Genomic DNA, 26,589 nt, shown 5'->3' with positions numbered 1-26,589 from the left:
TTAAACTCTTAATGCATCAATTGCTTCTGGTGTGAATGTTTTGTTACGAAGCATTTCAATTTCTATTTTATACGGTGCTTGTTTGGATTTTGCATCTACTCCAACAAATGGAGTTTCTAAAATTTTCGGTATATGCATTAACTGCGGATGATGTACGATATATTGAAGAGTTTCAAAGCCGATTTCACCAAAGCCAATATTTTCATGGCGGTCTTTCGATGCTCCTCGTACATTTTTACTATCATTAATATGAAGCACTTTTAAACGATCCAATCCAATAATTTTATCGAATTCATTTAATACACCGTCAAAATCATTTACGATATCATATCCAGCATCATGCACGTGACAAGTGTCTAAACAAATAGAAAGTCGATGATTATTTTCAACACTGTTAATAATTTGTGCTAATTCATCAAAATTGCGACCACATTCAGTGCCTTTTCCAGCCATCGTTTCAAGTGCTATTTGCACAGGGAAATCTTGTGTAAGTACTTCATTCAGACCTTCTACAATCTTTTGAATACCTGCCTCTGCTCCTGCACCAACATGCGCACCTGGATGTAACACAATTTGCGTTGCTCCGATTGCCGCCGTTCTTTCCACTTCTTTTTGTAGAAAATCTACACCTAAAGCAAATGTTTCAGGCTTTGTAGTATTTCCAAGATTAATAATATATGGAGCATGTACGACAATATTAGACATCCCATTTTCTTTCATATGTTGTAAGCCAGCTTCAATATTTAGTTCCTCGATTGGTTTTCTACGTGTATTTTGAGGTGCTCCTGTATAAATCATAAACGTATTTGCACCGTATGAAGCTGCTTCTTCACTTGAGCCAAGAAGCATGCTTTTACCACTCATGGAAACATGTGATCCTAAAATCATTGTAATTACTCCTTTATTTTTTACGATTTTTTATGCGACGCTCTCTCTTTTTAACTTTGTCCATTTCCCATCTCATATTACGTTTATAGCCTGGTTTAACCGTTTTAGGTTTGCGAACCTTCGATTTTGCAATTGCATCAATTTCAGATTCCGCTTTTTTTGTACGATTTTTTCGAGCATGTCTTTCCTTTAACTCAGACCACTCACCATCTATAACATCACGATGTTCTAATGGAATACCCATTTTTTCAATACGAATTAAAGCATCTTCATCAGATGGCTCATATAATGTAATCGCTGTTCCAGTTAAACCTGCACGAGCAGTTCTTCCAACTCGGTGAACAAAGAACTCTAAATCATCTGGAATTTCGTAGTTAATAACATGACTTACACCCGGAATATCAATTCCACGTGCTGCAAGATCCGTTGCTACGATATATTGGAATTCTAAATCATGCACTTGTTTCATCACACGTTTACGGTCACGAGGAGTTAAATCTCCATGAAGTAACCCTACTTTCACTCCATTACCTTGTAAGTAATTTGCAACTTCATCTGCATGTTGTTTTGTATTCGCAAAAATAATCGCTAAATAAGGATTAACACCTTCAATTACATCAAGCAAACGTTTTTTTCTAGATTTACTTCGCACAGGAACTACTAAAAATTCAATTCCGTCAGCTACTGGACGCTTGTCACCAATTTTGATATGTGCTGGTGAGTCCATGTATTTTTTCAAAAATGGTTGTAGTTTTTCAGGTATTGTCGCAGAAAATACAAACATCTCTAAGTTTTCCGGCATACGTGATGCAAATTGATCGATTTCTGTAATAAAACCTAAATCGAACGCTAAATCAGCTTCATCTACAACTAAAATTTTAGAAGTATGCACCAATAGCGCTTGTTCCACAGTTAAATCACGAATTCTACCTGGTGTACCAACAACAATTTGTGGCTGTGTCTTCAGCTTATCGATAGCCCGCGCTTTGTCTGTCCCACCGATGAATAATTTTGTTTGAATTTCAGTACCTTCTACTAACTTGTTTAACTCTTTATAAATTTGAGTTGCAAGTTCTCTTGTTGGTGATGTAATAATTGCTTGTACTTCTTGTTTACTAGCATCTATTTTTTCAACAATTGGGATCAAAAAACTATGTGTTTTTCCTGTTCCAGTATGTGCTTGGCCAATCGCACTTTTCCCTTTTAAAACAAGTGGAATCATTTCTCTTTGAATTGGCGTTGGTTCTTGGAAGCCTAATTTTTCTATTGCGTCTAGTAAAAAAGGCTGAAAACTATAATCTGTATATTTGGACATCCTACGTCACTCCCTCACATTTCTTTATTGTACCACGATTGTACATAAAACGTATAATTTGCATAGAATAGAAGGACTCAAATTGATGAAAGGAGATGATTTTATGCGCTATGAGTCTTTCTATCCTTTTGCCCAACCTGGAATGAATGGTTTCTCCAACTTTGCAAGTTCTGCTCAAATGCAAGCCCCTTCTGCTGTACGTAACTTTTTTGGCAATCCAGGCAACCCTGCTCCTCCTATGCAAGCTCCTAATGCCGGAGGAGGTTTTTTAGGCAATTTAGCCTCACAGATAGATCCAAACGGACCAGCAGGAAATTTGCTTGGCAACTTACGTCACTTAACAGGGCAAATGCCCCCTAATAATGCGCTAGGTGGCATGGCTCAAGGTGCGCAGGCAGCTGCACCAGCTGGCGGTAGAGCAATGTCCTATTTACAAACTGCCGATAAGTTTTTAAATACAGCACAACAAATAACACCTATGGTTCGACAATATGCACCTATGTTTCAAAATGTCCCTGCACTTTGGAAGCTATACCGAGGCTTTTCAGCCATTCCAAACGCTGCTACTAGTGTAGCTCCTGCTGTAGCAGCCTCAGCAACTACTACTACCGCCGCCGCTGCTCCAAGTGTCGCAAGCACGGCAGCTGCGACCGTCACAACTGGGCTATCACTTCCTCGAATATTCCAACCACCATTTTAAGCAATAAAGCATTCGCTCTAAAATCTACGTGTAAAACATGAGTTAATGTTTTGTAATCATGTAGGAGCTCCGCTATAATATGAGTATGCTCGTATTGAAAGGAGTTTTCGCAATGATTGTACAAAAAATTTCGCCAAGAGGCTACTGTTACGGAGTAGTAGATGCAATGGTTATTGCACGCAATGCTGCCCTTGATACCTCATTGCCTCGGCCTATATATATTTTAGGAATGATTGTTCATAATAAGCATGTCACAGATGCATTCGAACAAGATGGCATTATCACACTTGACGGTGAAAATCGTTTAGATATACTTTCAAAAGTAGATGAAGGAACCGTTATTTTCACTGCCCATGGTGTATCGCCTGAAGTAAAAGAGTTGGCTCGCAAAAAAGGATTAGTATCTATCGATGCAACTTGCCCAGACGTAACGGTGACACATGACTTAATTAGAGAAAAAACGGCTGAAGGCTACGATATTATTTACATCGGAAAAAAAGGTCATCCCGAACCTGAAGGAGCAATCGGTGTTGCCCCTCATGCAGTTCACTTAGTTCAAACATTAGAGGATGTTGAAAGTTTAACAGTTAGCAACGAGAAGCTTCTCGTAACCAACCAGACTACAATGTCTCAATGGGATGTTGTGCATTTGATGGAAAAGTTAAAGGAAAAGTTTCCTCATATCGATGTCCATAAAGAGATTTGTCTAGCTACACAAGTAAGACAAGAAGCAGTAGCAGCGCAGGCTGGTGAAGCAGAGCTGTTAATCGTTGTTGGAGATCCTATGAGTAATAATTCTAATAGACTAACGCAAGTTTCAGAGGAAATAGCAAATACTCCTTCTTATCGCATCGGTGATATTTCAGAGATAAAGCTAGAGTGGTTAGAAAATATTAATCATGTTGCGGTTACAGCTGGTGCATCAACTCCTACGCCAATTGTTAAAGAAGTTATTCAATTTTTAGAGCAATACGATCCAAATGATTCTGCTACACACGATACGGCGAAAAAAGTATTACCATCAAAAATACTTCCAAAAATTAAAGTATCAAAACCAGTCATTCGTATCGAACCATATCCTATAAATAACTAAGAAAAGCTGCTCTTCGTCGAGCAGCTTTTTTTATATTAATTGAAACGGCTCTGTGGAAATGTTAGAAGCAATAAACGTACAAGAGAGCTTTTTGGTTGCGCACTCCGCATTCATATACTCCGCCACCCCAACCTTCATAATTTGCTCTACATGATGTCCTGGGTCAATTACAGCAAGATTAAGCGCCTCTGCGTCTTGCGCAACGTGGAAATACAAATCTCCAGTAATAAATACATCTGCCCCTGCTCGTTTTGCTGCATAAATATATTTATTGCCATCTCCGCCAAGCACTGCAACCTTTTGCACCGTTCGATTCAAATCTCCCACAACTCGAACAAATGGAACATTTAGTTGTTTTTTCACTATTTGAGCATAATCAGAAAGTGTCACTGCTTCTCGCAATAAACCTACTCTACCAAGTCCTTTTTCTAATACATCGATTTCCATCGCAAGCAAATCATAGGCTGGCTCTTCATACGGATGAGCTGAAAGCATCGCTTTTAATACACGATTTTTATATGAAATCGGAAACACTACTTCCACTCTATCTTCATCCACTATAGAAAGTTCATTTGCACCACCAATATAAGGTTTTGCATCCTCACTTGGCTTAAATCGCCCTTCCCCACTTGTCGTAAAACTACAAGCACTATACGCACCAAGTTGTCCTGCTCCAGCATTTGCTATTGCAGTTCTTACTAATTCTGTTGTCTCTTTTGGCGTAAACACAACGAGTTTCATCAATTTTTCAGCAGACGTTTGCTCTAAAATCTTCACATTCTCAAGCTCTAATGCATTTGCTAATAAATCATTCACTCCACCAGTCGCAATATCTAAATTCGTATGTGCCGCATAAACAGAAATATTATGTTTAATAAGTTTTTCTATCAAACGGCCTTGCGGTAAATCTGTTCGCATATTTTTGAGCCCTTTATAAATAGGAGGATGATGTGCAATGATTAATTCACATTGCTGTTCAATTGCCTCATCTATCACTTTGTCGTTTACATCTAATGTAACGAGCACTTTGGAAATCGGTTTATTCAATGTTCCAATTTGGAGCCCTACTGAATCTCCTTCTACAGCAAGTGATCTAGGAGCCCATTTTTCAAACAGGTCAATCAATTGTTGTCCATTCGTTTGCTTCATAATTATAACGACTCCTTAACAAGTGAAATTTTATGAACTAACTCTTCTTTTTTTAATAGAATTTCATTTGTTGACACCGTTTTCTCTAACTGCTCCAAAATTCGTTCCCATTCTGCCAATTCATTCGACCATTTTTGAATGAAAATATCCGATTTTTCTTCCATCAAAATAGGACCTAATAACAGCTCTTTTTCGGATAAATTCATAGAGCCTTGCTTCAAAACAAGTATTTCATAAATTTTATCATGTTCCTCTAAAATAGTTTCTTCGACAATCATCCATTTTTCTTGGATTGCCCATTCGCGAATAGCTTTTGCATGTATATTTGGTTGAACAATCAAACAATCTACCTTTGCGAGTTTATCTTTTCCAGCTTCTAAAATGGAAGCGATTAATGGACCGCCCATACCAGCGATCGTAATTGTTTGTACATTATCTTCTTCTCTAATAACAGCTATGCCATCTCCAAATCGTACATCAATATGATTCGCTAAACCTTCTTGTGAAACTTGTCTTTTCGCAGAATCAAATGGGCCTTGTACTACTTCCCCGGCGATTGCTCGTTGTATTTTTCCTGAAAGTACTAAATAACACGGTAAGTAAGCATGATCGCTACCGATATCCGCAAGTACGGTATTCTCTTCGACAAAAGAAGCTACTTTTTTTAAACGTTCCGATAAATTTTTTGCATTCATAATTAAAACACCTCTTCTATATTCCATTATAACAAAAAGTAAAAAAGACCTCGATTCTTTTATAGAATTCGAGGCCTTTTTGATAGTAATACTATTCTAAAGATTTAACCCATGCTGCCATAGCGTCAAGGTTTTCAGCTGGAACTAGACCAGGTGGCATAATACCTTTACCATTAGCTAAAACGTCTTTCACTTCGTCTTCAGAAAGTGCCGTTCCAACAAGTGCAGGTGCTGCTCCTGTTCCTTCATAACTGTTACCGTGACAACCGATACATTTCCCTTGAGCAAGTGCTTCAGGATCAAATTCTCCAGCAGATGCTTCTCCACCGCCGTTTTCAGCGCCTTCTTCAGTTGCTGCAAGTTCTGCTTTGTTACCTACACCGTCAATAGACATGAAGAAAATTAAACCGATACCAAATGCCATGATTAAGATAAATGGAATGATTGGATTCTTTTGCATAGTTAACCCTCCCTCTTCATACATTCTTTTCTACTATAGAATTAGTCAACACTAATATTGTACTGCATTCTAGCAGAAACGAAAAGTCTTATTGAGGAAGTTTTCTTTCTTTGTGACAATTTAGACATAATTTCAGCTTAACAGCCGATATGTCTTGCAATTACCATTCGTTGAACTTCTGAAGTTCCTTCACCAATTTCAAGTAGTTTCGCATCTCTCATAAAACGCTCCACTTCATATTCTTTCATATAACCGTAGCCACCGTGAATTTGAACCGCTTGATCGGCAACTTGCATGGCAATCTCTGAAGCATATAATTTACACATAGAAGCTTCTTTTCCAAAAGCTCTTCCTTGATCTTTCAACCATGCTGCTTTATGCACCATATTTCGAGCTAATTCAATTTTCATCGCCATATCAGCTAGTTTAAATTGAGTTACTTGAAACTCTGAAAGTGTTTTACCGAATTGTTTGCGTTCTTTTGAATAACGTAACGCACGATCAAACGCTGCTTGTGCAATTCCGACAGCCATCGCACCAATTCCAATGCGCCCACCATCTAATGTCACAAGAAACTGTCTAAAGCCATTGCCACGTTCTCCAAGTAGATTTTCTTGTGGTACTCGAACATTTTCTAAAACTAACTCTGTTGTATTGGAAGCATTTAAGCCCATTTTTTCATAATTATCGATGACAGAAAATCCTTCTGCATCTGTTGGAACAATAATCGCAGAAATTTCTTTATTACCATCTTTTACGTCTGTAATAGCCGTCAAAGCTAAATGTTTCGCATAGCTAGCATTGGTAATAAAAACTTTATTTCCATTTACAATAAAATCATTGCCATCTTCTTTAGCAGTTGTTAATGTACCTCCTGCGTCAGATCCTGCATTCGGTTCCGTTAAACCAAAAGCACCAAATGATTCTCCTGTACAAATTGGAACTAAATATTTTTGCTTTTGCTCTTCTGTTCCAAATAGATTAAGTGGAGCTCCACCTAGTGATATGTGAGCAGAGTAAGTAATTCCTGTAGAAGCACATGCACGGCTTAATTCCTCTGTCACGATTGCAAAACTCACTGTGTCTGCTCCTGCTCCGCCATACTCTTCTGAAAACGGTAAGCCCATCATCCCCATGTCGGCTAACTGTTTAAAGATTTCTTTTGGAAACGCTTTCGTTTTGTCTCGCTCAATTGCACCCGGAGCGACTACTTCATCCGCAAATTCCCGAATCATTTTACGAACCATTTGCTGTTCTTGCGTTAAATCAAAATTCATTTCTTTCATCCCCTTTATCCATAAAAACGCTTACATTCTTTATTATAAAGGAAATAAGGAAAATGCACAGTTATAAATATAATAAAACGAGGAACTAATAGTTTGCCTCTTACATATTGTAAAATGATACATTTCTGAGAAGGAGGATTTTATATTGGTGAATCCAATGCAAGGACAACGAATTTCTAGCCAACAAGCAATACAAATCGCTCAACAGCAAGTTCCCGGACAGGTCATGCATGTCGATTTAGATATGGAAAATGGGATTTTAGTTTACGAAGTTTTCATTTTAACGATGTATAATAAGATATATGAAGTAGAGGTTAACGCAAAAACTGGTAGAATCGTCAACATTGAAGAAGAAAACGATTTTGACTAAAATATGTTTGGTTACTCCACTATAGTATCTTTTTGTATACTATAGTACTTCAAAGTACGTACTTATAGTAACTTCCCTTATACTATATATTTAAGAACATAAACATATTGATAAAGGACTGATACTACTGGAAACATATCGTATAGATCAAAGCAAAGGTCTAGAATTTGGACTTTATACCCTAGGAGACCATATTCCGAATCCACTTACAGGCACGCGTATTTCTGCCGAACAACGCATTCATGAAATCATTGAAATAGCTAAATTAGCAGAACAAGCTGGCATTGACTTTTTTAGTGTTGGAGAAAGCCATCAGGAATATTTTACAACGCAAGCACACTCTATTGTACTTGCAGCAATTGCACAGGCAACTAGTAAGATTAAAATTGCAAGTTCTTCCACAATCATTAGCACATCCGATCCTATTCGTGTATACGAAGACTTTGCAACGATTGATTTGATCTCTAAAGGTCGAGCAGAAATTATTGCGGGTCGTGCTTCACGAATTGGACTTTTTGATTTATTAGGTTATGATGTACGTGATTACGAAGAGCTATTCGAAGAAAAATTTGAACTGTTGCTAAAAATCAATAAAGAGGAATCTGTAAATTGGAGTGGACAATTCCGGGCTCCTTTAAAAGATGCTCAAGTGCTCCCACGTCCACAAAAAGGCTCAATGCCTATTTGGCGAGCAGTTGGCGGGCATCCAGCTAGTGCGATTAAAGCTGGCTACGCTGGGGTTCCTATGTTTTTAGCAACTTTAGGCGGACCAGCTACTAGTTTTAACCAGACGATTGCAGCTTATCGAGAGGCTGCACAACAAAGTGGCTTTAATGCTGCTGAATTGCCTATTTCCACTGCTGGCTTCTTCTATGCTGCTGAAACAACTCAGCAGGCACAGAGTGAGACATATCCGTTTATTAACGAAGGTATGAAGCTAACAAATGGTCGTGGGTATCCAAAGCAGCATTTTGCGCAAGGTGCAGACACGCGAGATGTGATGAACATCGGTAGTCCACAGCAAATTATCGAAAAAATACTTTATCAGCATGAGCTATTCGGTCACCAACGTTATATCGGCCAGATGGATTTTGGCGGCATACCATTTGACAAACTAATGAAAAACGTGGAGCTAATTGGTACAGAAATTTTACCTGCAATTAAAAAATATACAGCGAAAAAATAATGCAAGGAACCGCCAAAAATATAATTTTTGGCGGTTCCTTGCAGTTTATTAGAAGGAAATTCGAAGCATTCTATAGAGATCAATTGAAGATTTTCCAGCTATGTAAACAGTTCCTCAGATTCTAGCATATTAGTTACTTTCAAATTCACATAAAAAACGCTCGATTCCTGGATATTTTTCTCCCAGGCTATTAATCCTAAATCCGTAGTTTCGATAAAAATCGACTGCTTCTATATCTGTTTCTGCAGAAATAAACCTTAATCCATACGTTTCACGAATGAAATAGATCATCTTACTCCCTATCCCTTTTCCTCTTGCCGTCGGAGACACTGCTATATGTTTTATCAAGCAATTATCTGAACTAATTAACTCGATACCAATGCAGCCAACTATTTCTTCACTTTTCTCTAATACAAATAATTTCCGATTAGAAGTTTGTATGTATTGTTTATACTCTAGTTCAATATTTCTTTCAGAAGTCGCATAAGATAGAAGTTTTCTTAAAGAAGGATGAATAGCTTGTGAGCTAATTTCTTTCATCAAAGTCCCTCTTTTACGTATGTATAAGACATTTTTATAAACTCATAACTACTTCCATTCGTTTGCTGCATAAATGTACTTTCCTCAACGAAACCAACTTTTTTATATAGGCGAATTGCTCTTTCGTTAAAAGTAGCAACAGATAATGTTAGAATAGTAGCCTGATATGTTAATTTTGCAAACTCCATTCCACTTCTAAAAAAATCGAAACCATTTCCACTTCCCGTTAAGCCTGGTCTCATTCCCAAGCCAATATCAACTGTTCTATCATCTAGCAGACTAAAACAAAAGAATCCTATAATATCATCACCATTCATAGCAACAAAATAAGCATCATTCCGTTTTGCAGGATCAATAAATTCAGCCAAGTCTTCTTGATCTGCTTCTATATCGTAAAATGAATAGTCTCCCTCATAATGCCAGCTAAATGCAATTTCTTCTGCTTGGACTTGTGTCATCTTTCGAAATATATACTGCACTTCAAGCTCCCCTTTGCCAATTAACCCAATTTTTAAACTCACAAAATATATTTAAACAAATAGAATAACATAAAACAAACACCAACAATGCCTGAAATACTAAAGTAAACAAGTTTAAGAAGCAGCCCCGAAAACAACCACAACAAACAATTTGCAAAGATTAAACCGATTAATAAATAAGGATACTCATAAAAATAAATATCCCATACTTTAAAAGATGCACCTAACAATAAAAGCGCAGAACAAACTAGTAATAATGGAGTCATAACCGATCTATTTTTCGCTAATTTAAATGCTATGTATAAAAATCCAAGAATTGTTGCCCCTGCTAAAATAATTGGGATAAATGCAAGCGCTGTCACTAAAAACAACGAAGCTAATAAAATAGCCGTAACAACTCCTAATATTGTATATAAAATTTGCCTATTCTTTTTTTCCTTTGCCAATACCGCTTTAGACGACTTCTCTTTCTCTGCTGATTCATCATTTTCTCCTTGGGAATAAAGAGTCATTAAAAAATCACAATAATGCTCTGGAAGAAGTTTATTCTTTTTCCAAAAAGCTATTTCATTCAATATTATTTGCTTTCGTTGAAGCGACATGTTTCGTCCCCATTTCGTGTGGCAATTATGAATAGTATACCATTTATACTAGTTAGAAAAAAAGACATCCTTTTGACAAGGATGTCCAATTCTTATTCTAGGAAGTCTTTTAAACGCTTACTGCGAGATGGATGACGAAGTTTACGAAGTGCCTTCGCCTCTATTTGACGAATACGTTCACGTGTAACACCAAACACTTTACCTACTTCTTCAAGCGTTCTAGTACGTCCATCATCTAAACCAAAGCGTAAACGAAGTACATTTTCTTCTCTATCTGTTAACGTATCTAAAACGTCTTCTAATTGCTCTTTTAAAAGCTCATAAGCAGCATGATCAGATGGAGATTGTGCATCAGCATCCTCAATGAAATCGCCTAAGTGCGAGTCATCTTCTTCACCAATAGGAGTTTCCAAAGAAACTGGTTCTTGTGCAATTTTTAAAATTTCACGAACTTTTTCTGCTGGTAAATCCATTTCTTCTCCAATTTCTTCTGGAGAAGGCTCACGGCCTAAATCTTGTAGCAATTGACGTTGTACACGTATTAATTTATTGATTGTTTCCACCATATGCACTGGAATACGGATTGTTCTTGCTTGGTCAGCAATAGCACGAGTGATTGCTTGTCTAATCCACCAAGTAGCATACGTACTGAATTTGAACCCTTTACGGTGATCAAATTTTTCAACTGCTTTAATAAGCCCCATATTACCTTCTTGGATTAAATCAAGGAATAACATACCACGGCCAACATAACGTTTTGCAATACTTACTACTAATCGAAGGTTTGCTTCAGCTAAACGTTTTCTAGCTTCTTCATCCCCTTGTTCGATTCTTTCTGCAAGTGCAATCTCTTCCGATGCTTTTAAAAGGTCGACACGGCCGATTTCTTTTAAATACATACGCACTGGATCATTGATCTTTACACCAGGAGGGACACTTAAATCATTTAAGTCGAAAGTTTCTTCTTTCCCTTTCATCAAACGATCTAAATCTTCTTCATCCCCATCTTTTCGGCTAAGCTCGATGCCCTTGCCTTCTAAATGGTCGATAAATTCCTCGATTTGATCTGTTTCTACTTCAAATGAAGCAAGCTTTTCAGCGATATCATGGTATGTTAACTCACCATTTTTTTTACCTAGTTCGATTAATTGTTTTTTTGCTTCTTCTAATGTCAATTCTGTTTCAGTTTCTTTTGTACGTTCAGACTTGTCCGCCATAAGAATTCCTCCTTCTGCTACCGGATTATTTCTCAAAAGTTGCTAGTGAATTTTTTAACTGAATGCGTTCTTGAGCGAGCTGTACTGCTTTTATCAGGTCACCCATTTTCTCCGCTTCTTTTAGTTCCTGCCACTTTTGTTCAATTTGTTGCACTAACCGGTATTTTCTAATATGGCGCAAACAGTCCATGACTTCCTCTTGCTCATGTTCTGGATCACGTTCTGAGAGCGCTGCTTCCATTACTATCTTTCTCACTTCATTATCTTTTATTAACTCTAAAAAACGCTGATAATCTCCGTCTGGATAATCTTCATAAAAACCTATTAAGTGGACGTATGCGACTTCGTATACGTCTCTTATAAAACATTGATCTCCAGAGTTCGTTCGAACAACATCGACTATTTGTGGATTGTGAAGCATATGTGCAAGTAGTATTCTTTCTGCCCGGTCGTCAGCTGATAATGTTTTTTTCGGTTTCTTTACTTCTGGGTTTAGCTGGATCGGTGCAGATTGTTGATTTTTGGATTGCTTTGCTTTATTAGCTTGGAGCTTCCGTAAATGCTGATAAATTACTTCATCTGAAACATTCGTTTCTTTTGAAAGTTGTCGAACATATAAATCACGTTCTACAGCAGAAGTTCTTTCACTCAGTATTTCCAAAATCTCTTGAATATACTGTAAAGTATCGTTTTCATTGTTAAAATTCTTATCTTTTTTTAAAACAATCATCATAAAAGATAAATAGGAATGTGGCTTTTCAATAATCTTCGTTCGAAATGCATCTTCCCCGTATGTTTTTATATAATCATCAGGATCCATAGCATCCGGTAAGATAGCTATTTCCGTTTGAATATTTTGTGCTTGTAAGGACGAGGATGCTCTTTTGGCAGCTTCCATTCCGGCTTTATCGCCGTCGTAACAAAGTGTCACATTGGACGTGAGTCTGTTTAACTTTGTTATATGTTGAGACGTTAAAGCTGTTCCCATTGTTGCAACACCATTCGTAATTCCTGCTTTTGATGCAGCAATAACATCTAAGAAGCCTTCAAAAACGATCACGTTGCGTTGTTTTCTAATTTCTAAGCGGGCTTTATCTAAGTTGTAAAGTACTTGGCTCTTTTGAAAGAGAGGTGATTCTGGACTGTTTAAATATTTTGCTTCATTCTCCGACTTTATGAGAATTCTGCCTGAGAAAGCTATAACTTTCCCACTTTCATCAAAAACAGGAAACATAATACGTCCTCGAAATCGATCAAAGTACTTAAGTTCATTTTCTTTTCGAATAATGAGCCCAGTTTTCTCAATTTCTTGTAAATCCATACCTTTTCGCTCTAATAAGGTTGTGAGCGCGTCCCAATTTGGAAGTGACCAGCCAATTTTGTACTTTTCGATAACTTCTTTAGAAAACCCTCTTTCCTCTAGGTAATTTAAAGCAGTTTCACCTTCCACAGTATGAAGCAATAAATGATGATAATACTCACTTGCAAATTCATGCGCTTGTTTCATAATGGAAATTTCTTTTGATACAGGAGCTTTTACTTCTGGATTACTAGAAGAACTATCCTCAATCGTTAAACCAATACGACTTCCAAGCTTGCTAACTGCATCTTGAAAAGAAAGATTCTCCATATCCATTACAAATGTAATGACATTTCCACCAGCACCGCATCCGAAACAGTGAAAAATTTGCTTCTCTTGTGTTACTGAAAAAGATGGTGTTTGCTCGCCATGAAAAGGACATAAACCAAAATAGTTTCTACCTCTTTTCGTCAGCTGTACATATTCACTAATAATATCGACAATATCTGTGCTATTTCTAACTTGTTCGATAACTTCTTCTTCTATACGATTCGTCATTATCTCACCATCTTTTCTTGCTAATTAGTTAAATTCGAGAGATTTAATAAAATTCCTGCAAGAATCGACAAAATAATTCATAAAAAAAGTTTCATAGGTAAATTATTTTTTTCCACAATGAATTATTATAAAACATTTTATATTATTAATCTATACTTAGTTCGATATACAATGCAAAAAAACCTTTCCACATTGGTGAATCGGTTTTTTATTTCGAATAATTATTTTTGTTGAACATGGTTGATAACGACATTAGCGGTTTCTTCTACAGCTCGATTCGTCACATCAATAACTCGACAACCAATTTTTCGAACAATTTTCTCGAAATGTATTATTTCCTCGTTTATTCGCTCTATTTTAGCATAACTCGCATCATCATTTAACCCAATGGCGATTAATCTTTCTTTCCGAATCGTATTTAACTTGTCCGGTGTAATAACAAGCCCAAAACATTTGGCTGGATCTACTTGAAAGAGTTCCTCTGGAGGCTCAACTTCTGGAACAAGTGGAACATTTGCTACTTTGTATCTTTTGTGGGCTAAATATTGAGAAAGTGGAGTTTTAGACGTTCTCGATACACCTACGAGTACGATGTCCGCTTGCAACAAACCTCGCGGATCTCTTCCATCATCATATTTCACAGCAAATTCGATTGCTTCTATTTTCTTAAAATAGTCTTCATCTAATTTACGAACTAACCCCGGTTCTTCAAAAGCTTTTTCCCCAAGGCTCTCTGCTAATAAATGAATAACTGGTCCAATTAAATCAACAGACTTTAAATTGTACTGATGACAATATTCTAACAGCGAATCTCTCATTGCCGTTTGAACAAGTGTATAAAGTATAATTGCATCTTGCTCTTTAGCAAGTTCTGTTATTTCTTTCAGTTGATCTACAGAATCAATATGTGTAAATCTTTTTAACTTTGTAAGCTGAAGTCCTGGTCTAAATTGGCTGATTGCCGCTTTCGCCATAAGTTCTCCGGTTTCTCCTATAGAATCCGAGACTATAAATAAGTTTAGCATTTTCATAGTTTTCCCCCTCACAGATCATGGTCATCGGCTAATGACAGGAAAGCGCCTGTAATATTCGTTTTCGTAATTCTTCCAACTACCTCAATACCATCTTTTCTCAACTTTACAACTGGCAATGAATCTATTTGACGACTCATCAATTTTTTTGCAACATCAATCAGTGTATCTTCTTTCAAACAATACGTAATATTTGGCATTCTTGTCATTATCATATGAACTGGAAGCTTACTTAAGTCTTGTTGTCCAATGCTTGTTCGAAGAAAATCCTTTCGCGACAGTACGCCTGACAAAAGAGAGTTTTTATCGACAACAAATAAGGAACCAACATCTTCTAAAAACATATGACAAATCGCATCATAGACAGTCATACTTTCGGCTACAACGACTGGTATGGATTGAAAATCTTTTACAAGCATTTGAGCAATATTATCTGAAATAGCTTGGCTTGTTTTTTTACCCGAATAGAAATAACCAACTCGCGGACGGGCATCTAAAAATCCTGCCATCGTTAAAATTGCAAGATCCGGTCTAAGTGTTGACCTCGTTAAATTTAGTCGCTCTGCAATTTGTTCACCTGTAATAGGACCGTTCCCTTTTACAATTTCCAAGATTTCGATTTGCCGTTTGTTGAGTTCGATAGGACCCACCGCCTCAAAGTGTTATACTTAGTACTAAAATATTGTAGCACAATGGAATACCTTAATCAAAAATAAGAAACCCTGTTATATCAGCATTTCCCAATTCATGATGCATCTAATGTTTCTAAAATTCACTATATTAAAGTAATCATTTTAACCCCAAAAAACCCATTTTTTAATGAAGAAGGGATTTTTCGAATATAATGCATGTTTAATTAAATAGAGGACGCATGAAACTTCTCTCATAACTTAAAATACATTTAGTATCTTCTGCAAATTTAAAAGCTTTCTGACATTCCTCATCCAATGCCATTTTTTCTCGGTATTCTTCGTATGCTGCTAAACTTGGAAAAGTGAATAAAGCATAAGCAATATTATTCGCTCCCTCATGCGGAAGAAAATAGCCATGATGTATACCACCTAATTTATTGACAAGTGGTATCCACATCTTGCCGTATTCTTCAAATTCATTTACTTTATAAGGGTCAATAACATATTTCAAATAACATGTGACCATTTCATTCCTCCTAAAAGTGTATTACCTTTTTATATGATCATTATAATGATAAATGACTTGCACAACACCAGAAGAGAACGTTCTTGTATTAACTATTTTTAAATTCAGCCTCTGTTTTATATCAATAAACATCGGTTTTCCTTCTCCTAAAATAACAGGGTGAATAGATAATCTAAATTCATCAACAAGCCCTAAATTTATAAACGTTGTAATGAGACTTGCTCCACCATATAGCCAGATGTCTTTACCAGCCTTACCCTTCAATTTATTTACTTCTTCGAGAATATTATCTTGTATAAATATTGCTCGATTATCCATCCCTATTTGTGTTCTGGAAAACACATATTTCTTTTTACTATGAACCAATTCCCACATCTCTTTTTCACTATCTGAGTCTTCCGTTCTCGGATTATATTGTCCCCATAAATCGTAACTTTTTCTACCATATAAAATAGTATCAATTTGATCTAGAAAATTAGTAAACCCCATATCTGGGTCCATAATACACCAATCAACTTCTCCATTTTTCCCTTCAATAAAACCGTCTAAAGTAACTGCTAAATCTAAAATAATTCTTCTTTTTTTTGCGTCATTTGACATAACTCTTCCTCCTGCTCCCCTTCAAATAATTTATTAAAGAATAACATATAAAGTTGCAGCCGAGTCTTCTATGATAAGAAAAAGAACGCCGTCAACGTTCTCTCTGTTGATAACTTATTTGTTTTTAATATTGTCCATACCTTGTGCTGTTATTGCTAAAACGAGGTTATCTGACCCTTGTCCGCTATCGATCGCATATCCCTTTTCGATAAGGTATTCAATAGCTTGTTTGCTATTAACATCAGCATTTACCATTGCTTTAGGTAAAGTATAACTTCCACCATTATTAGCAAAATGATAATCATACAAACTTTGTAACAAAATATCGGATAGTTTCTTTATTTCTTCGTTAATCATAAATAATCCCTCCTCAATTAATCAATATACAACACAAGAGGAAGAAATTCGATTACGACGCTTTATGTTTCGAATTAGAAATAAAGGATTCTTATCCATTCATATTGAATTAATTAGTATCAAGATTAATGGAGGTATTACAATTGTTTAATTCTAATAATAAAATGAAGATGTCTGATGAACTCATAGAAATTTATGAACCTTACCGTCTTGTAAAATTAGGTCCTCGATCTATTAATCCAAACGACATCATTGGTTTCTCTTTAACTAGACAAGAAATTTTAGATTCCAGCAAACTTCAGATTTTGCAAGAAAGTATGATGAGAAAGGTTGGCTCTCGATACATCTATGAGTTGATACTACTTCCGAACGGTAAATTTACTGTTGGGAATGGTGGAAACCACCGTGCTTACTTATCAAAAAAATTAAAACTTAGTTCTGTGTCAGCGCATATAGATATATTAATTGCAGAGAGAGACATATCTAAATCAACAATTTTCCAAATTGAGCAACTTGAACAAGTAACTTTAGAAATTAATAAGCAGATAAAAATTCTTACCAAATATTTGAATTTGGAAGGTGTAAAAAGAAATCTATTACAAGATGAATCTTTGACATCTTTACATAGCAAAGCTGATTTTAATGACTGGACAATAAATCAACTTCTAATTATTGAGGTCAAAAACTTAGGTTATTTGCCAAACTCATTATTTGAGAGAAATTTTTGACTCCCTTCTGCTTCGTGTTAATATCTCAGATTGAAAATGCATAAATAACGCTAGCTTATGCTGCGTTTTCTTTAGTAATATCGTAACCCATATCCGTCAGCTGTTCTCCTAGGACTTCTCGTAAGTTTGATAATTTAGGCATTTGCTCATAAGTATAAGTTTCATTTATTATTTAACAATAATCGCTTAATCGTTTTAACTGCCCACGATGGTTAATTTCGTCCTCCATAACGTGAAACAAAAGATAGTAATTGTTATAAGGGGTACCTTTTTCCCATTTGTTTTCTTGGTATAACCAGTTATCTTTCTTAGAACTTAGCTGTGTTAATGTATTTTCTCTAATTTGAGATAATTCGTTCAGATAAAATTAAGTGATTCTCCCTTAGTTCCTGCTCTTGCTTTTTCTCCAAGTTCTAATGCAATTCCCCATTTCAAAAGTTCACGGTCATTTAAATCTCTATTTTCAAATGAAATAATTTGATGAACAAATTCAATGGATGCGATATGTAACAACAAAGAACCGATAGAGTTTGAACTATCATTCGATAAATAATCTAAATCCAACTGCTTAAGACCCGAAATTTCATTCAATGTTACATCTCTTGAATGTTCAAGCATAGACACAAGTTCTCAATTTTTTCACTAAAACCTTCCCTTGGTCTTATCCTGTAATCAATCATAATTCTACCTCCCACCAACTCTACTTCTAAAGACTACCAATATAAAGGAATAATTAAAGACTGATGATTCGTTACAAACAATGATATAATTTAATTAGACATATAGAAAAGGGCAAACTGATTTCTTCAGTTTGCCTTCTTTGTTCTTCTCGTACTAAACTGCCGTTTAGTAAAAAAGAGTTGCAGATCAAATTAAATGGACCTGCAACTTTATTATTTATATAAAAAACTTTATCTCCGAAACCCGTTATAAAACAATCAACCAATTTTATTCCTAGTGACTTGGAAATTTCATGTTATCCCTTTTACCATGGTTTTAGAAAGCTCTGTCTTAGTTCATCTGCAACACGAACTAATTTTACCTTTAACGCATCAAACCAAGGTGGAGTTTCATTAATTTCGTCATAATCCAAAGACCTTAGCAATTTGGAAAACTTATATAAGTTTGCATATCTTTGAAACTGCGGAAACTGAGCCACTGCATCATTTTCTAGTACAGTTATGGACCGATATCCGTTTAAAAAAGACTGAATCAGTAATTTTGAATGGGAATTGTCATTGTTAATAAAATCATCCAGGGCTGTGACAATATCAAGTACATACCTGTGATAGATTGCATCATCAAAGTCGATTATATTGAAACTATGATTCATATTCTCTTCAAAAAAGATATTATCCAATTCGAAATCATAATGTATCAATCCGTACACATCATTTCCATTAGGTATCGATTGAAGCCAAGTGGTCACCCTGCGTAGCTCTTGAAGGGCTACTTGTTCACTTGGATGCTTTTGAAATACATTTTCCATGAACTGCACTGTGTCTAACCAACTCTTTCTTCTTTCAGATACAGGCTCGAAAGTCTTAGACAAACAATGAAGTGAAGCAAGGGATTTTCCCCATTCCTCCATCTGTTTTTCAGTAATCGTATCGGAATCCAAATTGATTCCGCTTGCCGCACTAAAGACAACAGCAATATATGTTCCTTCTGGAGTCTTTAGTGTTTCAATTAGTTTTCCACTTATTGAGTAGACTGGTGTTACAGATGGAAATTCGTTCAATTGTAAATATCGCATGAACTCTAGCTCTGCTTTTATCTGTTCAATAGAGTTATCCTGATCAAAACAAAATCTTAAAAAGTATCGAACTTGGTTACGTTCAAAAGCATACACAAAGTTTGAACTCGCACGCCACACCTCCAAAGTTCCCTCGTCATATTCCCAGAATTGAATGAGACTCTGAGCGACAGTATCGGAAGATAATCCTCTTACCATGTTTCCTAAATTCATCATCTTTAATTTTCCTCCCATTACCTTTGAGAGGTTAAGCCTTAGTTAAGAGATAATCCCTCTCATTAGCACGCTATTTTGAAATTCTATCTTTTTCAATATGTCACCCCTTCCTTAAATTTCGGCTATAACAAATTAATAGCCTGACGTATTCTAATTCTACATAAAATTACTAATACCTTCTTTTGCTAATTAATGGTTAGGTCCTTAATCGTTATATACAGTTTCTTCGCAGAATGCATTATATGAGATCTAACCTCTTGTATTTCATTTAAACTAGAAATCTTTATTTGAAGTTCTGCTACTCCTTTTAAATTACTGATATTTATATTCTCTTTCTCTACACCAAAATCTTGAATAAGTTTATTTGTAAAACCGGTTATTTTGTCATTATTTTTTTTACTAACATAAAATAAAATTTTAATCTTATAACTTCTAATGGAAATTAAATACTGATTCAACGCCCAAATAAAAACACCTTTATTAGCATCAAAATGGCTTGGATCTCCAAAATATTTGGCTTGGCCACAATGTTGACAAATTGCTATATAGCGAACATGACGCACGTTTACACCTGGTTCTTCAACATTCACAAAAACTTCATAGGGTATATACACATCATGTAAACAAAAACTACAAACAACAGGCTCATCATAAATCGTAATACGACTTTTTTGGGGACTTAGGGATTCATCCATACCACTCATTCTTTTGTTACTTCCGTATATTCAACAATAGATACATGTTTTTGTAACGTATGATCAAATCGATTCTTTTCTTGAAACATTCGAAAATCACCACATGACTTGCAGGAAAATGATTGCAATGTGAGCTGTTCTGTTCTGTTCTGTTCTGTTCTCGGTTCCTCTAAAGGCTTTAAATCCATATAAACTTCACGATGCTCAAATTCATCGTGTTGACAAAATAAACAAATGAGCTGCTTGTCACGAATTTTTATTTGATACGTCCCTCTTCTTCTAACCATTCATACACCCCTAATCAAAATACTACCTTTAGTTGAAAAACAAAATAATTTATGTACCGTTTATTGTATTCTTTAATTCTCTAAAGTTAATTTTACAAACTCATTAAATGCTAATTCTTCTTCCCAAAATGGATAGTGATTACTCTGCTCAAATGCAGTAAAGGTCGCTTTGGGTATCAACTGTGCAATTTCAACACTAAAACGATATGGGCATTGAGCGTCATATACTCCAGAAGATACAAATGCCGGAATCGTGACTTGTTTTAATTGTTCAGTTACATCAAAGTTTTGGCAATCAACTTTTCTAAAGTAATCAAGCCTAGCACCAACTGTTTTGCCGCTATTAGGTTTTTCGGAAGCTTTAGCTAAACTCTCTACTTTATAAAAGGACATTAATGACCATTCTCTTGATAATTTTTGTCGTTCTTCTACTGGTAAATTTAAGTCATTAAATAAATTCATTATTTCACGGATTCGTTTGAAATTCGGATTTAAATGACAGTAAATACTATTGGGGTCTGTACTATAATCAATGCTTGCCGCTGAACCACTTACAACAATTTTTGTTAGTGACACTTCATTTAATACAGCATACTTTAAAGCGAGCATTCCCCCAGTAGAATGACCAGCAAAAGCCCATTTTACAATTCTTATAGCCTCTCTAATGGCTTCTAAATCTAGGACAGTTTCATCCATACTATATTCACTTTCACTTTGTGCATTAACAGAATTACCAGCTCCACGAACATTAATTAAATACACATGATAATACTCTGTGAATGGATTAGCAAATGCATTTCCACGCTTATCATATTCACTATATAAATGCGTAATTGCCAGTGGTTCTCCCTCTCCTTTCTCAAAAAGCTCAAACGTGCCTCTTCTTGTTTCGATGAATCTTTGAATCCACATACTTTTCTCCCCTTAAATAAAAATAGAATGCCAATTTATTTATAAAGAAATGTATAACAATCACTATTAGTTTTAGATGTAATGATTAGTACTTATTTCGATACAACACTTGAAAATCCCTTTTTATTTACATAATATGACAAAAACGTCTCTACTATTTGTAGAAACGCCTCCATATTCAACTAAATATTCACATAAGTGCAACAGGAAACTTAAATTCATGAAATGTTATACCAGTCGAAAATTTTCCGACTCAAGTCTGTTTAACCAGTTATGTACTAATGCATTAAATACATCGGTTTGTTCGATTTGTAGGTTGTGACCAGCTATATCAAGCACTGCAAAAGTTGCCCTTGGGTAATCTTCAATTAGTCGCCACGCATCTTGGTATCCTACTACATTGTCTTGACGCCCTGTGATAATTAACGTGGGATACTCAAGCTTAGTTGAAATATCGAAGGTAAAGCCATATCCATTTTGACGAATGTGGTTTAAGAATTCATTATTTGTTTGTTTAGAAGGAAGTAAAATTTCATTTCGAAACCTCTCCCATTCAGCTTGACCTTGCACTACTCCCATGGAGCAAAATTCTTCAGCATCCTCTGGAGACAAATGTGATATCAAGTTGCTGTCTCTTGTTAGAACGGTCTGCTGTGGTACTTCCCTCTCATCGAATGCAGGTATAGTCATTGGTGCCATCAGCAGTAGTCCACGAACTGTGTCCTGCCGTGAACGGACTATACCTCTGGCAATATACCCGCCATATGAATTACCACAAATAACAAACGGTTGATCAGGAATAATCTCGTCCAAAAGACGTAATATAGCTTCTAAAATATCATCAGAGTTCTGAATAGATGGATGTGACTTGGAATGCCCCATCCCTGGTAAGTCTATGTATATTCTCTTCCAACCGCTTCGTTTCTCGAATAACGGTTCCATTGCATGTAACATCACTTGATGGTCAAGTGTCCAACCATGCAACATAACGATAGGATATCCTTCTCCAAATACTTTATAGTAAATTGACATCTATTTGTTTCCCCTTTCCCTTTTAGCACACTTCCTTGTTCAACTAAGCAGCAGTTAGTTCAATGAGTTTATTTTTTCACATAATGTAGCATTACAAGTTGACCTAATTTTTCTACCTTCGATAAAGTGTAGTTTTGCGTAATATCATCCCCGGCATAAAGTGAGATGCCTTTTCCTAAAACAATCGGTGCAATGGCTAGTTGGAATTCATCGATTAAATTTTCTTTAAAAAATGCACGAGCTAAATTTCCACCACCAATTAACCATATATCTTTACCAGGCTCTTGTTTTATATTTTCAATAAAAGTCTTAACCTCTTCATCAATAAAAGTGGCATATTTATCTGATCCACTAGCAGATTTAGAAAATACATAATTTTTGAACTCACTATATGGATAATCTACATCAAATCCGCGAATGACATCATATGTTCCTTTTCCCATAACAACCGTGTCAATTCTTTCAACGAGGGAATTGTAGCCAGAATCTCCCTCTACTTCTGTTGTTTCTAGCCACTCTAATGTGCCATCATTATTTGCAATATAGCCATCAATTGATGTTGCAATATATAAAATAACGTTACGCTGTTTTTTCATTTAAATTTCTCCTATCATAGTGTTATTAATAAAATTATATCACGAATATACGTTCTATTACATGATATCAGAAAAATAATATTTAACTACCGCTCTAATTTAGCGGAACTCATTTTACATTTTTTAACTTAAACTTCGTAAAACATTTAATCTTGGCTTGATTTATACTCTACTACATATTCTTCATGATCCAATACTTCAATTACTTTAGACCAATGCCAAGCCGTCCCTTCAAAATCTCTTACATCCAATCCTGTCATTTCATATGTAGCTTCGTCATTAACAGTTCCTGTAACATCTTCAATAAATGTGACTTGATAGCCACTGTCCTAGGACGCTATTGCAGTAAACTGACAACAAAACTCAGTATTAAATCCTGTTATAAAAAGATGATCCACACCAAGTTGCTCTAATTTTTCATGAAGTTCTGTCTGAAAAAAAGCACTTAGTGTCCTCTTTTCAATTACAATATCTGCATATCTCTTTAAAGAATAATGCAATTCTGAGCTTGGCAATTCTGTATTAAAAGGGCTTGTTTCTTCATCATCTAAATTTCTTATAAATATTACAGATTCCCCATTTTCTTTAAAGTCTTGAATAATACTTTCAATACTGTTCAGTTCTCTCCGGAATCTTTAAATTCCACAATGCCATTTTGTACATCAATTACTAATAGTGCTTTCACATCTCCACTTCCTATTTTTTGGGATAATTTATAATAATTGATTCGACATCGATACTTAATTCCCTGCTTATTGCGAAGTAAACTTCCTCATGGTACAATAACAACTAATATTAAAGTGATGAAGAGCATTATAAGTACTGTAATAGTAGCGAGTGGTGATAGTGAAAGTCCACAACACAGGAAACGGCAGCTTGGAGCTTTTGCTTTTAAAGAGGATTGTCTTAAGACAATCAATCGGGGTGGAACCGCGGGTATAATACTCGTCCCCGGGCTAATTTGGCCCGGAGACGAGTTTTTTGTTGTCCAGCCAAAAGCAAACAAAATTAACTGGAGGGATTTACATGACAATATCAATGGAAAACGTCGTTAGTCTAGCTAAACAAAGAGGTTTTGTTTTCCCAGGCTCTGAAATTTACGGAGGTCTAGCGAATACATGGGATTACGGCCCACTTGGTGTCGAATTGAAAAACAATATTAAAAAAGCATGGTGGAAAAAATTCGTACAAGAATCTCCATACAATGTAGGATTAGATGCAGCAATTTTAATGAATCCAAAAACGTGGGTAGCTTCTGGACATATCGGAAACTTCAACGACCCAATGATCGACTGTAAAAAATGTAAAGGACGCCATCGTGTAGATAAAATTATTGAAGATGTCCTTGATAAAAAAGGCATTGAAATGGTTATTGACGGTCTTTCATTCGAAAAAATGGAAGAAATCATGAAAGAACATAATGTTGTTTGTCCTTCTTGTGGAGCTTTCGATTACACAGACATTAGACAGTTCAACTTAATGTTCAAAACATTCCAAGGCGTTACAGAGTCATCTACAAATGAAATTTTCTTACGCCCTGAAACTGCACAAGGTATTTTCGTAAACTATAAAAACGTGCAGCGCTCAATGCGTAAAAAAATGCCTTTTGGTATTGCACAAGTAGGTAAAAGTTTCCGTAACGAAATTACTCCAGGTAACTTCACATTCAGAACAAGAGAATTCGAACAAATGGAATTAGAATTTTTCTGTAAACCTGGTGAAGATATGGAATGGTTCGAGTTTTGGCGTAATTTCTGTAAAGAATGGTTATTAAACTTAGGTATCGCAGAAACGAGCATTCGCTTGCGTGATCACTCAGAAGATGAGCTTTCACATTATTCTACTGCAACTACAGATATCGAGTTTAAATTCCCATTCGGATGGGGCGAACTTTGGGGTATTGCAGACAGAACTGACTTTGACTTAAAACAACATATGGAGCATTCTACTGAAGATTTTAATTATATCGATCCAATTACGAATGAAAGATTTGTACCATATGTTATCGAGCCATCTTTAGGAGCTGACCGCGTTACACTTGCATTCCTTTGTGAAGCATTTGCAGAAGAACAATTGGAAGGCGACGACACGCGTACTGTATTGCGTTTCCACCCTGCTCTAGCACCAATAAAAGCAGCGATTTTACCATTATCGAAAAAACTATCTGAAGGTGCTACGTCTCTATTCACTGATTTAAGCAAACACTTCATGGTAGATTACGATGAGTCTCAATCAATCGGTAAACGTTACCGCCGACAAGATGAAATCGGTACGCCATTCTGTATCACATACGACTTTGATTCAGAAACAGATGGCCAAGTTACTGTGCGTCATCGTGACTCTATGGAACAAACAAGAATGCCAATCGCTGATGTAAAAGCATACATCGAAAGTCATTTACAGTTCTAAGCAGAAATTAAAAAAGCGTGTTGTAAGTGGCTATGTCCCTTACAACACGCTTTTTTGTTCAGTTATTGTGTGGCAAATGATTTTCCAACTAAATAATCTAAAATTCCAACTACACCTTCCATTTTTCCAACTAAAAAAAAGATCCAAATCAGAAGAATTACACTTCTGCATTTGGATCTTTTTTTGGAGTAAAAAATTCGGGTGTTTTATCCATTTGATCTAAAAAACCTTGCGATTTCAAGCGTACTCCCACTTGTTCACTGTAAATAGTTCGAACAATTTTTTTTATGAACCCTTTTGTCTCTTTTTTCAACGTAAGCTTACCTACTTTTTCAATCGGCACGGAGTAAAATGTGCGAATCAGCTTTACTTGAGCAGGAGTTAGTCGTATTAAATAAGGGTCAATTGAAAAGCAACGGTGACATAAAAAACCGATTTGCACAAAAGAAAAAGCAAACTCACCATCTGTAGCACCGCAATGAGCACATTGATGTAATACCGGATAAATACCTGCTGTCGGCAACAGCTTCCACTCGACAAACAAACTAATTGCTTCCGGGTCATACTCTTCTGAAATCGCTTGTAGTGCCTGTTGCAATAATGCAAAAAGATGAGGTTTAGGAGCCTCGTCCTCTATTAATTTATCTGTAAGCTCCATGATAAAGCTTGCATAAGCCGTCGTAAAAATATCTTCTCTTATCGAACGCATCGAATCGATTATTTCCCCTTGTTGGAGCGTCCCCATTCCTCTACCTTGTTGCACTAAAAAATAGCCATACGTAAAAGGTTGAGAAATGGCTGCTAAACGGCTTGTAGGCTTTTTAGCCCCACGAGCCATAACCGCTCTTTTTCCAAGTTCTCTTGAAAAAATCGTGACGATTTTGTCAGACTCCCCGTAAGAAGAAGATCGCAAGACAATCCCTTCAACTTTTTGGAGCAATTGTCTTCCCTTCTTTCTTAACCGTCTAGACTTC

The 26,589-nt window shown here is 36.0% G+C and carries 32 protein-coding genes; 6 read left to right on the top strand and 26 right to left on the bottom strand.

Going from position 1 to position 26,589, the window contains the following annotated elements; translation table 11 throughout:
• Together RUH95_RS05640 and RUH95_RS05635 are read right to left on the bottom strand one after the other, a co-directional pair.
• Positions 1–888, bottom strand: coding sequence for a deoxyribonuclease IV (locus RUH95_RS05640; protein WP_313891851.1), 888 nt, complete (start codon positions 886–888; stop codon positions 1–3).
• A 13-nt stretch (positions 889–901) separates the two neighbouring features.
• A complete protein-coding gene (locus RUH95_RS05635) occupies positions 902–2,203 on the bottom strand; it encodes a DEAD/DEAH box helicase (RefSeq protein WP_313891850.1) in 1,302 nt (433 codons plus the stop codon).
• An 85-nt stretch (positions 2,204–2,288) separates the two neighbouring features.
• Between RUH95_RS05635 and vrrA the strand changes: the two genes are divergently transcribed.
• A complete protein-coding gene (gene vrrA, locus RUH95_RS05630; RefSeq protein ID WP_313891870.1) occupies positions 2,289–2,903 on the top strand; it encodes a VrrA/YqfQ family protein in 615 nt (204 codons plus the stop codon).
• 112 nt (positions 2,904–3,015) lie between these two features.
• Positions 3,016–3,996 carry a 4-hydroxy-3-methylbut-2-enyl diphosphate reductase gene (locus RUH95_RS05625; RefSeq protein ID WP_313891849.1) on the top strand — a complete coding sequence of 327 codons (981 nt, stop codon included), beginning with the start codon at positions 3,016–3,018 and terminating at the stop codon, positions 3,994–3,996.
• A gap of 30 nt (positions 3,997–4,026) precedes the next feature.
• Here RUH95_RS05625 and RUH95_RS05620 read toward each other — a convergent pair whose 3' ends face one another.
• The 4 genes from RUH95_RS05620 to RUH95_RS05605 all read right to left on the bottom strand — a co-directional run bounded on the left by RUH95_RS05620 (position 4,027) and on the right by RUH95_RS05605 (position 7,577).
• Positions 4,027–5,145: a Nif3-like dinuclear metal center hexameric protein gene (locus RUH95_RS05620; protein ID WP_313891848.1), complete on the bottom strand. Its 1,119-nt coding sequence runs from the start codon at positions 5,143–5,145 to the stop codon at positions 4,027–4,029.
• A 2-nt stretch (positions 5,146–5,147) separates the two neighbouring features.
• A complete protein-coding gene (locus RUH95_RS05615) occupies positions 5,148–5,840 on the bottom strand; it encodes a tRNA (adenine(22)-N(1))-methyltransferase (protein ID WP_313891847.1) in 693 nt (230 codons plus the stop codon).
• A gap of 91 nt (positions 5,841–5,931) precedes the next feature.
• Entirely contained in the window at positions 5,932–6,300 is a 369-nt protein-coding gene (cccA, locus tag RUH95_RS05610; protein ID WP_313891846.1) for a cytochrome c550, read from the bottom strand.
• A gap of 137 nt (positions 6,301–6,437) precedes the next feature.
• A complete protein-coding gene (locus tag RUH95_RS05605) occupies positions 6,438–7,577 on the bottom strand; it encodes an acyl-CoA dehydrogenase family protein (protein ID WP_313891845.1) in 1,140 nt (379 codons plus the stop codon).
• 157 nt (positions 7,578–7,734) lie between these two features.
• Between RUH95_RS05605 and RUH95_RS05600 the strand changes: the two genes are divergently transcribed.
• Both RUH95_RS05600 and RUH95_RS05595 read left to right on the top strand, forming a co-directional pair.
• On the top strand, positions 7,735–7,956 hold the full coding sequence (locus RUH95_RS05600; protein WP_313891869.1) for a PepSY domain-containing protein: 222 nt from the start codon (positions 7,735–7,737) through the stop codon (positions 7,954–7,956).
• A gap of 127 nt (positions 7,957–8,083) precedes the next feature.
• Positions 8,084–9,142 (top strand): LLM class flavin-dependent oxidoreductase, encoded by a 1,059-nt coding sequence (locus RUH95_RS05595; RefSeq protein WP_313891868.1) that lies wholly within the window; start codon positions 8,084–8,086, stop codon positions 9,140–9,142.
• 129 nt (positions 9,143–9,271) lie between these two features.
• Here the strand turns inward: RUH95_RS05595 and RUH95_RS05590 are convergent, their stop codons facing one another.
• From RUH95_RS05590 to RUH95_RS05545, 10 genes are all read right to left on the bottom strand, one after another.
• Complete coding sequence (locus RUH95_RS05590) at positions 9,272–9,682, bottom strand: GNAT family N-acetyltransferase (protein WP_313891844.1); 411 nt, start codon at positions 9,680–9,682, stop codon at positions 9,272–9,274.
• Positions 9,682–10,140: a GNAT family N-acetyltransferase gene (locus RUH95_RS05585; protein ID WP_397469479.1), complete on the bottom strand. Its 459-nt coding sequence runs from the start codon at positions 10,138–10,140 to the stop codon at positions 9,682–9,684. The genes RUH95_RS05590 and RUH95_RS05585 overlap by 1 nt, the downstream gene beginning before the upstream one ends.
• 59 nt (positions 10,141–10,199) lie before the next feature.
• Positions 10,200–10,763 carry a hypothetical protein gene (locus tag RUH95_RS05580; protein ID WP_313891842.1) on the bottom strand — a complete coding sequence of 188 codons (564 nt, stop codon included), beginning with the start codon at positions 10,761–10,763 and terminating at the stop codon, positions 10,200–10,202.
• A 92-nt stretch (positions 10,764–10,855) separates the two neighbouring features.
• Complete coding sequence (gene rpoD, locus RUH95_RS05575) at positions 10,856–11,980, bottom strand: RNA polymerase sigma factor RpoD (protein WP_313891841.1); 1,125 nt, start codon at positions 11,978–11,980, stop codon at positions 10,856–10,858.
• A gap of 25 nt (positions 11,981–12,005) precedes the next feature.
• Positions 12,006–13,838, bottom strand: a complete 1,833-nt coding sequence (gene dnaG, locus RUH95_RS05570; RefSeq protein ID WP_313891840.1) for a DNA primase — start codon at positions 13,836–13,838, stop codon at positions 12,006–12,008.
• Positions 13,839–14,059: 221 nt separating this feature from the next.
• A complete protein-coding gene (locus RUH95_RS05565; RefSeq protein ID WP_313891839.1) occupies positions 14,060–14,869 on the bottom strand; it encodes a pyruvate, water dikinase regulatory protein in 810 nt (269 codons plus the stop codon).
• 11 nt (positions 14,870–14,880) lie between these two features.
• Positions 14,881–15,519: a transcriptional regulator CcpN gene (gene ccpN / locus RUH95_RS05560; protein ID WP_313891838.1), complete on the bottom strand. Its 639-nt coding sequence runs from the start codon at positions 15,517–15,519 to the stop codon at positions 14,881–14,883.
• A gap of 202 nt (positions 15,520–15,721) precedes the next feature.
• On the bottom strand, positions 15,722–16,027 hold the full coding sequence (locus RUH95_RS05555; protein ID WP_313891837.1) for an NIPSNAP family protein: 306 nt from the start codon (positions 16,025–16,027) through the stop codon (positions 15,722–15,724).
• A 21-nt stretch (positions 16,028–16,048) separates the two neighbouring features.
• Complete coding sequence (locus RUH95_RS05550; RefSeq protein WP_313891836.1) at positions 16,049–16,627, bottom strand: dihydrofolate reductase family protein; 579 nt, start codon at positions 16,625–16,627, stop codon at positions 16,049–16,051.
• A 114-nt stretch (positions 16,628–16,741) separates the two neighbouring features.
• The gene (locus RUH95_RS05545) at positions 16,742–16,984 is read right to left on the bottom strand and encodes a hypothetical protein (protein ID WP_313891835.1); all 243 of its coding nucleotides are present in this window, start codon (positions 16,982–16,984) and stop codon (positions 16,742–16,744) included.
• A 143-nt stretch (positions 16,985–17,127) separates the two neighbouring features.
• On the opposite strand from RUH95_RS05545, the gene RUH95_RS05540 reads away from it, so the two are divergent.
• Positions 17,128–17,712 carry a hypothetical protein gene (locus tag RUH95_RS05540; RefSeq protein ID WP_313891834.1) on the top strand — a complete coding sequence of 195 codons (585 nt, stop codon included), beginning with the start codon at positions 17,128–17,130 and terminating at the stop codon, positions 17,710–17,712.
• A gap of 172 nt (positions 17,713–17,884) precedes the next feature.
• Here RUH95_RS05540 and RUH95_RS05535 read toward each other — a convergent pair whose 3' ends face one another.
• The 9 genes from RUH95_RS05535 to RUH95_RS05495 all read right to left on the bottom strand — a co-directional run bounded on the left by RUH95_RS05535 (position 17,885) and on the right by RUH95_RS05495 (position 23,766).
• Positions 17,885–18,055, bottom strand: coding sequence for a DinB family protein (locus RUH95_RS05535; RefSeq protein ID WP_313891867.1), 171 nt, complete (start codon positions 18,053–18,055; stop codon positions 17,885–17,887).
• Between the two features lie 14 nt (positions 18,056–18,069).
• Entirely contained in the window at positions 18,070–18,303 is a 234-nt protein-coding gene (locus tag RUH95_RS05530) for a hypothetical protein (protein WP_313891833.1), read from the bottom strand.
• Positions 18,304–18,697: 394 nt separating this feature from the next.
• Positions 18,698–19,684, bottom strand: a complete 987-nt coding sequence (locus tag RUH95_RS05525) for a phosphotransferase enzyme family protein (protein WP_313891832.1) — start codon at positions 19,682–19,684, stop codon at positions 18,698–18,700.
• A gap of 185 nt (positions 19,685–19,869) precedes the next feature.
• Entirely contained in the window at positions 19,870–20,388 is a 519-nt protein-coding gene (locus tag RUH95_RS05520) for a hypothetical protein (RefSeq protein ID WP_313891831.1), read from the bottom strand.
• Positions 20,385–20,666 carry a hypothetical protein gene (locus RUH95_RS05515; protein WP_313891830.1) on the bottom strand — a complete coding sequence of 94 codons (282 nt, stop codon included), beginning with the start codon at positions 20,664–20,666 and terminating at the stop codon, positions 20,385–20,387. The genes RUH95_RS05520 and RUH95_RS05515 overlap by 4 nt, the downstream gene beginning before the upstream one ends.
• Positions 20,667–20,738: 72 nt before the next feature.
• A complete protein-coding gene (locus tag RUH95_RS05510) occupies positions 20,739–21,578 on the bottom strand; it encodes an alpha/beta fold hydrolase (protein WP_313891829.1) in 840 nt (279 codons plus the stop codon).
• Positions 21,579–21,806: 228 nt separating this feature from the next.
• Positions 21,807–22,610, bottom strand: a complete 804-nt coding sequence (locus RUH95_RS05505) for an alpha/beta fold hydrolase (protein WP_313891828.1) — start codon at positions 22,608–22,610, stop codon at positions 21,807–21,809.
• A gap of 68 nt (positions 22,611–22,678) precedes the next feature.
• Positions 22,679–23,206 carry a dihydrofolate reductase family protein gene (locus RUH95_RS05500; protein ID WP_313891827.1) on the bottom strand — a complete coding sequence of 176 codons (528 nt, stop codon included), beginning with the start codon at positions 23,204–23,206 and terminating at the stop codon, positions 22,679–22,681.
• Positions 23,207–23,535: 329 nt separating this feature from the next.
• Positions 23,536–23,766 (bottom strand): cysteine hydrolase family protein, encoded by a 231-nt coding sequence (locus RUH95_RS05495; protein WP_313891866.1) that lies wholly within the window; start codon positions 23,764–23,766, stop codon positions 23,536–23,538.
• 466 nt (positions 23,767–24,232) lie between these two features.
• On the opposite strand from RUH95_RS05495, the gene RUH95_RS05490 reads away from it, so the two are divergent.
• Entirely contained in the window at positions 24,233–25,615 is a 1,383-nt protein-coding gene (locus tag RUH95_RS05490; protein ID WP_313891826.1) for a glycine--tRNA ligase, read from the top strand.
• Between the two features lie 157 nt (positions 25,616–25,772).
• Here RUH95_RS05490 and recO read toward each other — a convergent pair whose 3' ends face one another.
• A complete protein-coding gene (gene recO / locus RUH95_RS05485; RefSeq protein ID WP_313891825.1) occupies positions 25,773–26,555 on the bottom strand; it encodes a DNA repair protein RecO in 783 nt (260 codons plus the stop codon).
• Positions 26,556–26,589 lie beyond the last annotated feature (34 nt).

The sequence above is a fragment of the Psychrobacillus sp. genome (assembly GCF_032154225.1).
Taxonomy (GTDB): Bacteria; Bacillota; Bacilli; order Bacillales_A; family Planococcaceae; genus Psychrobacillus.
This window is presented reverse-complemented; position numbering and strand designations above follow the sequence as displayed.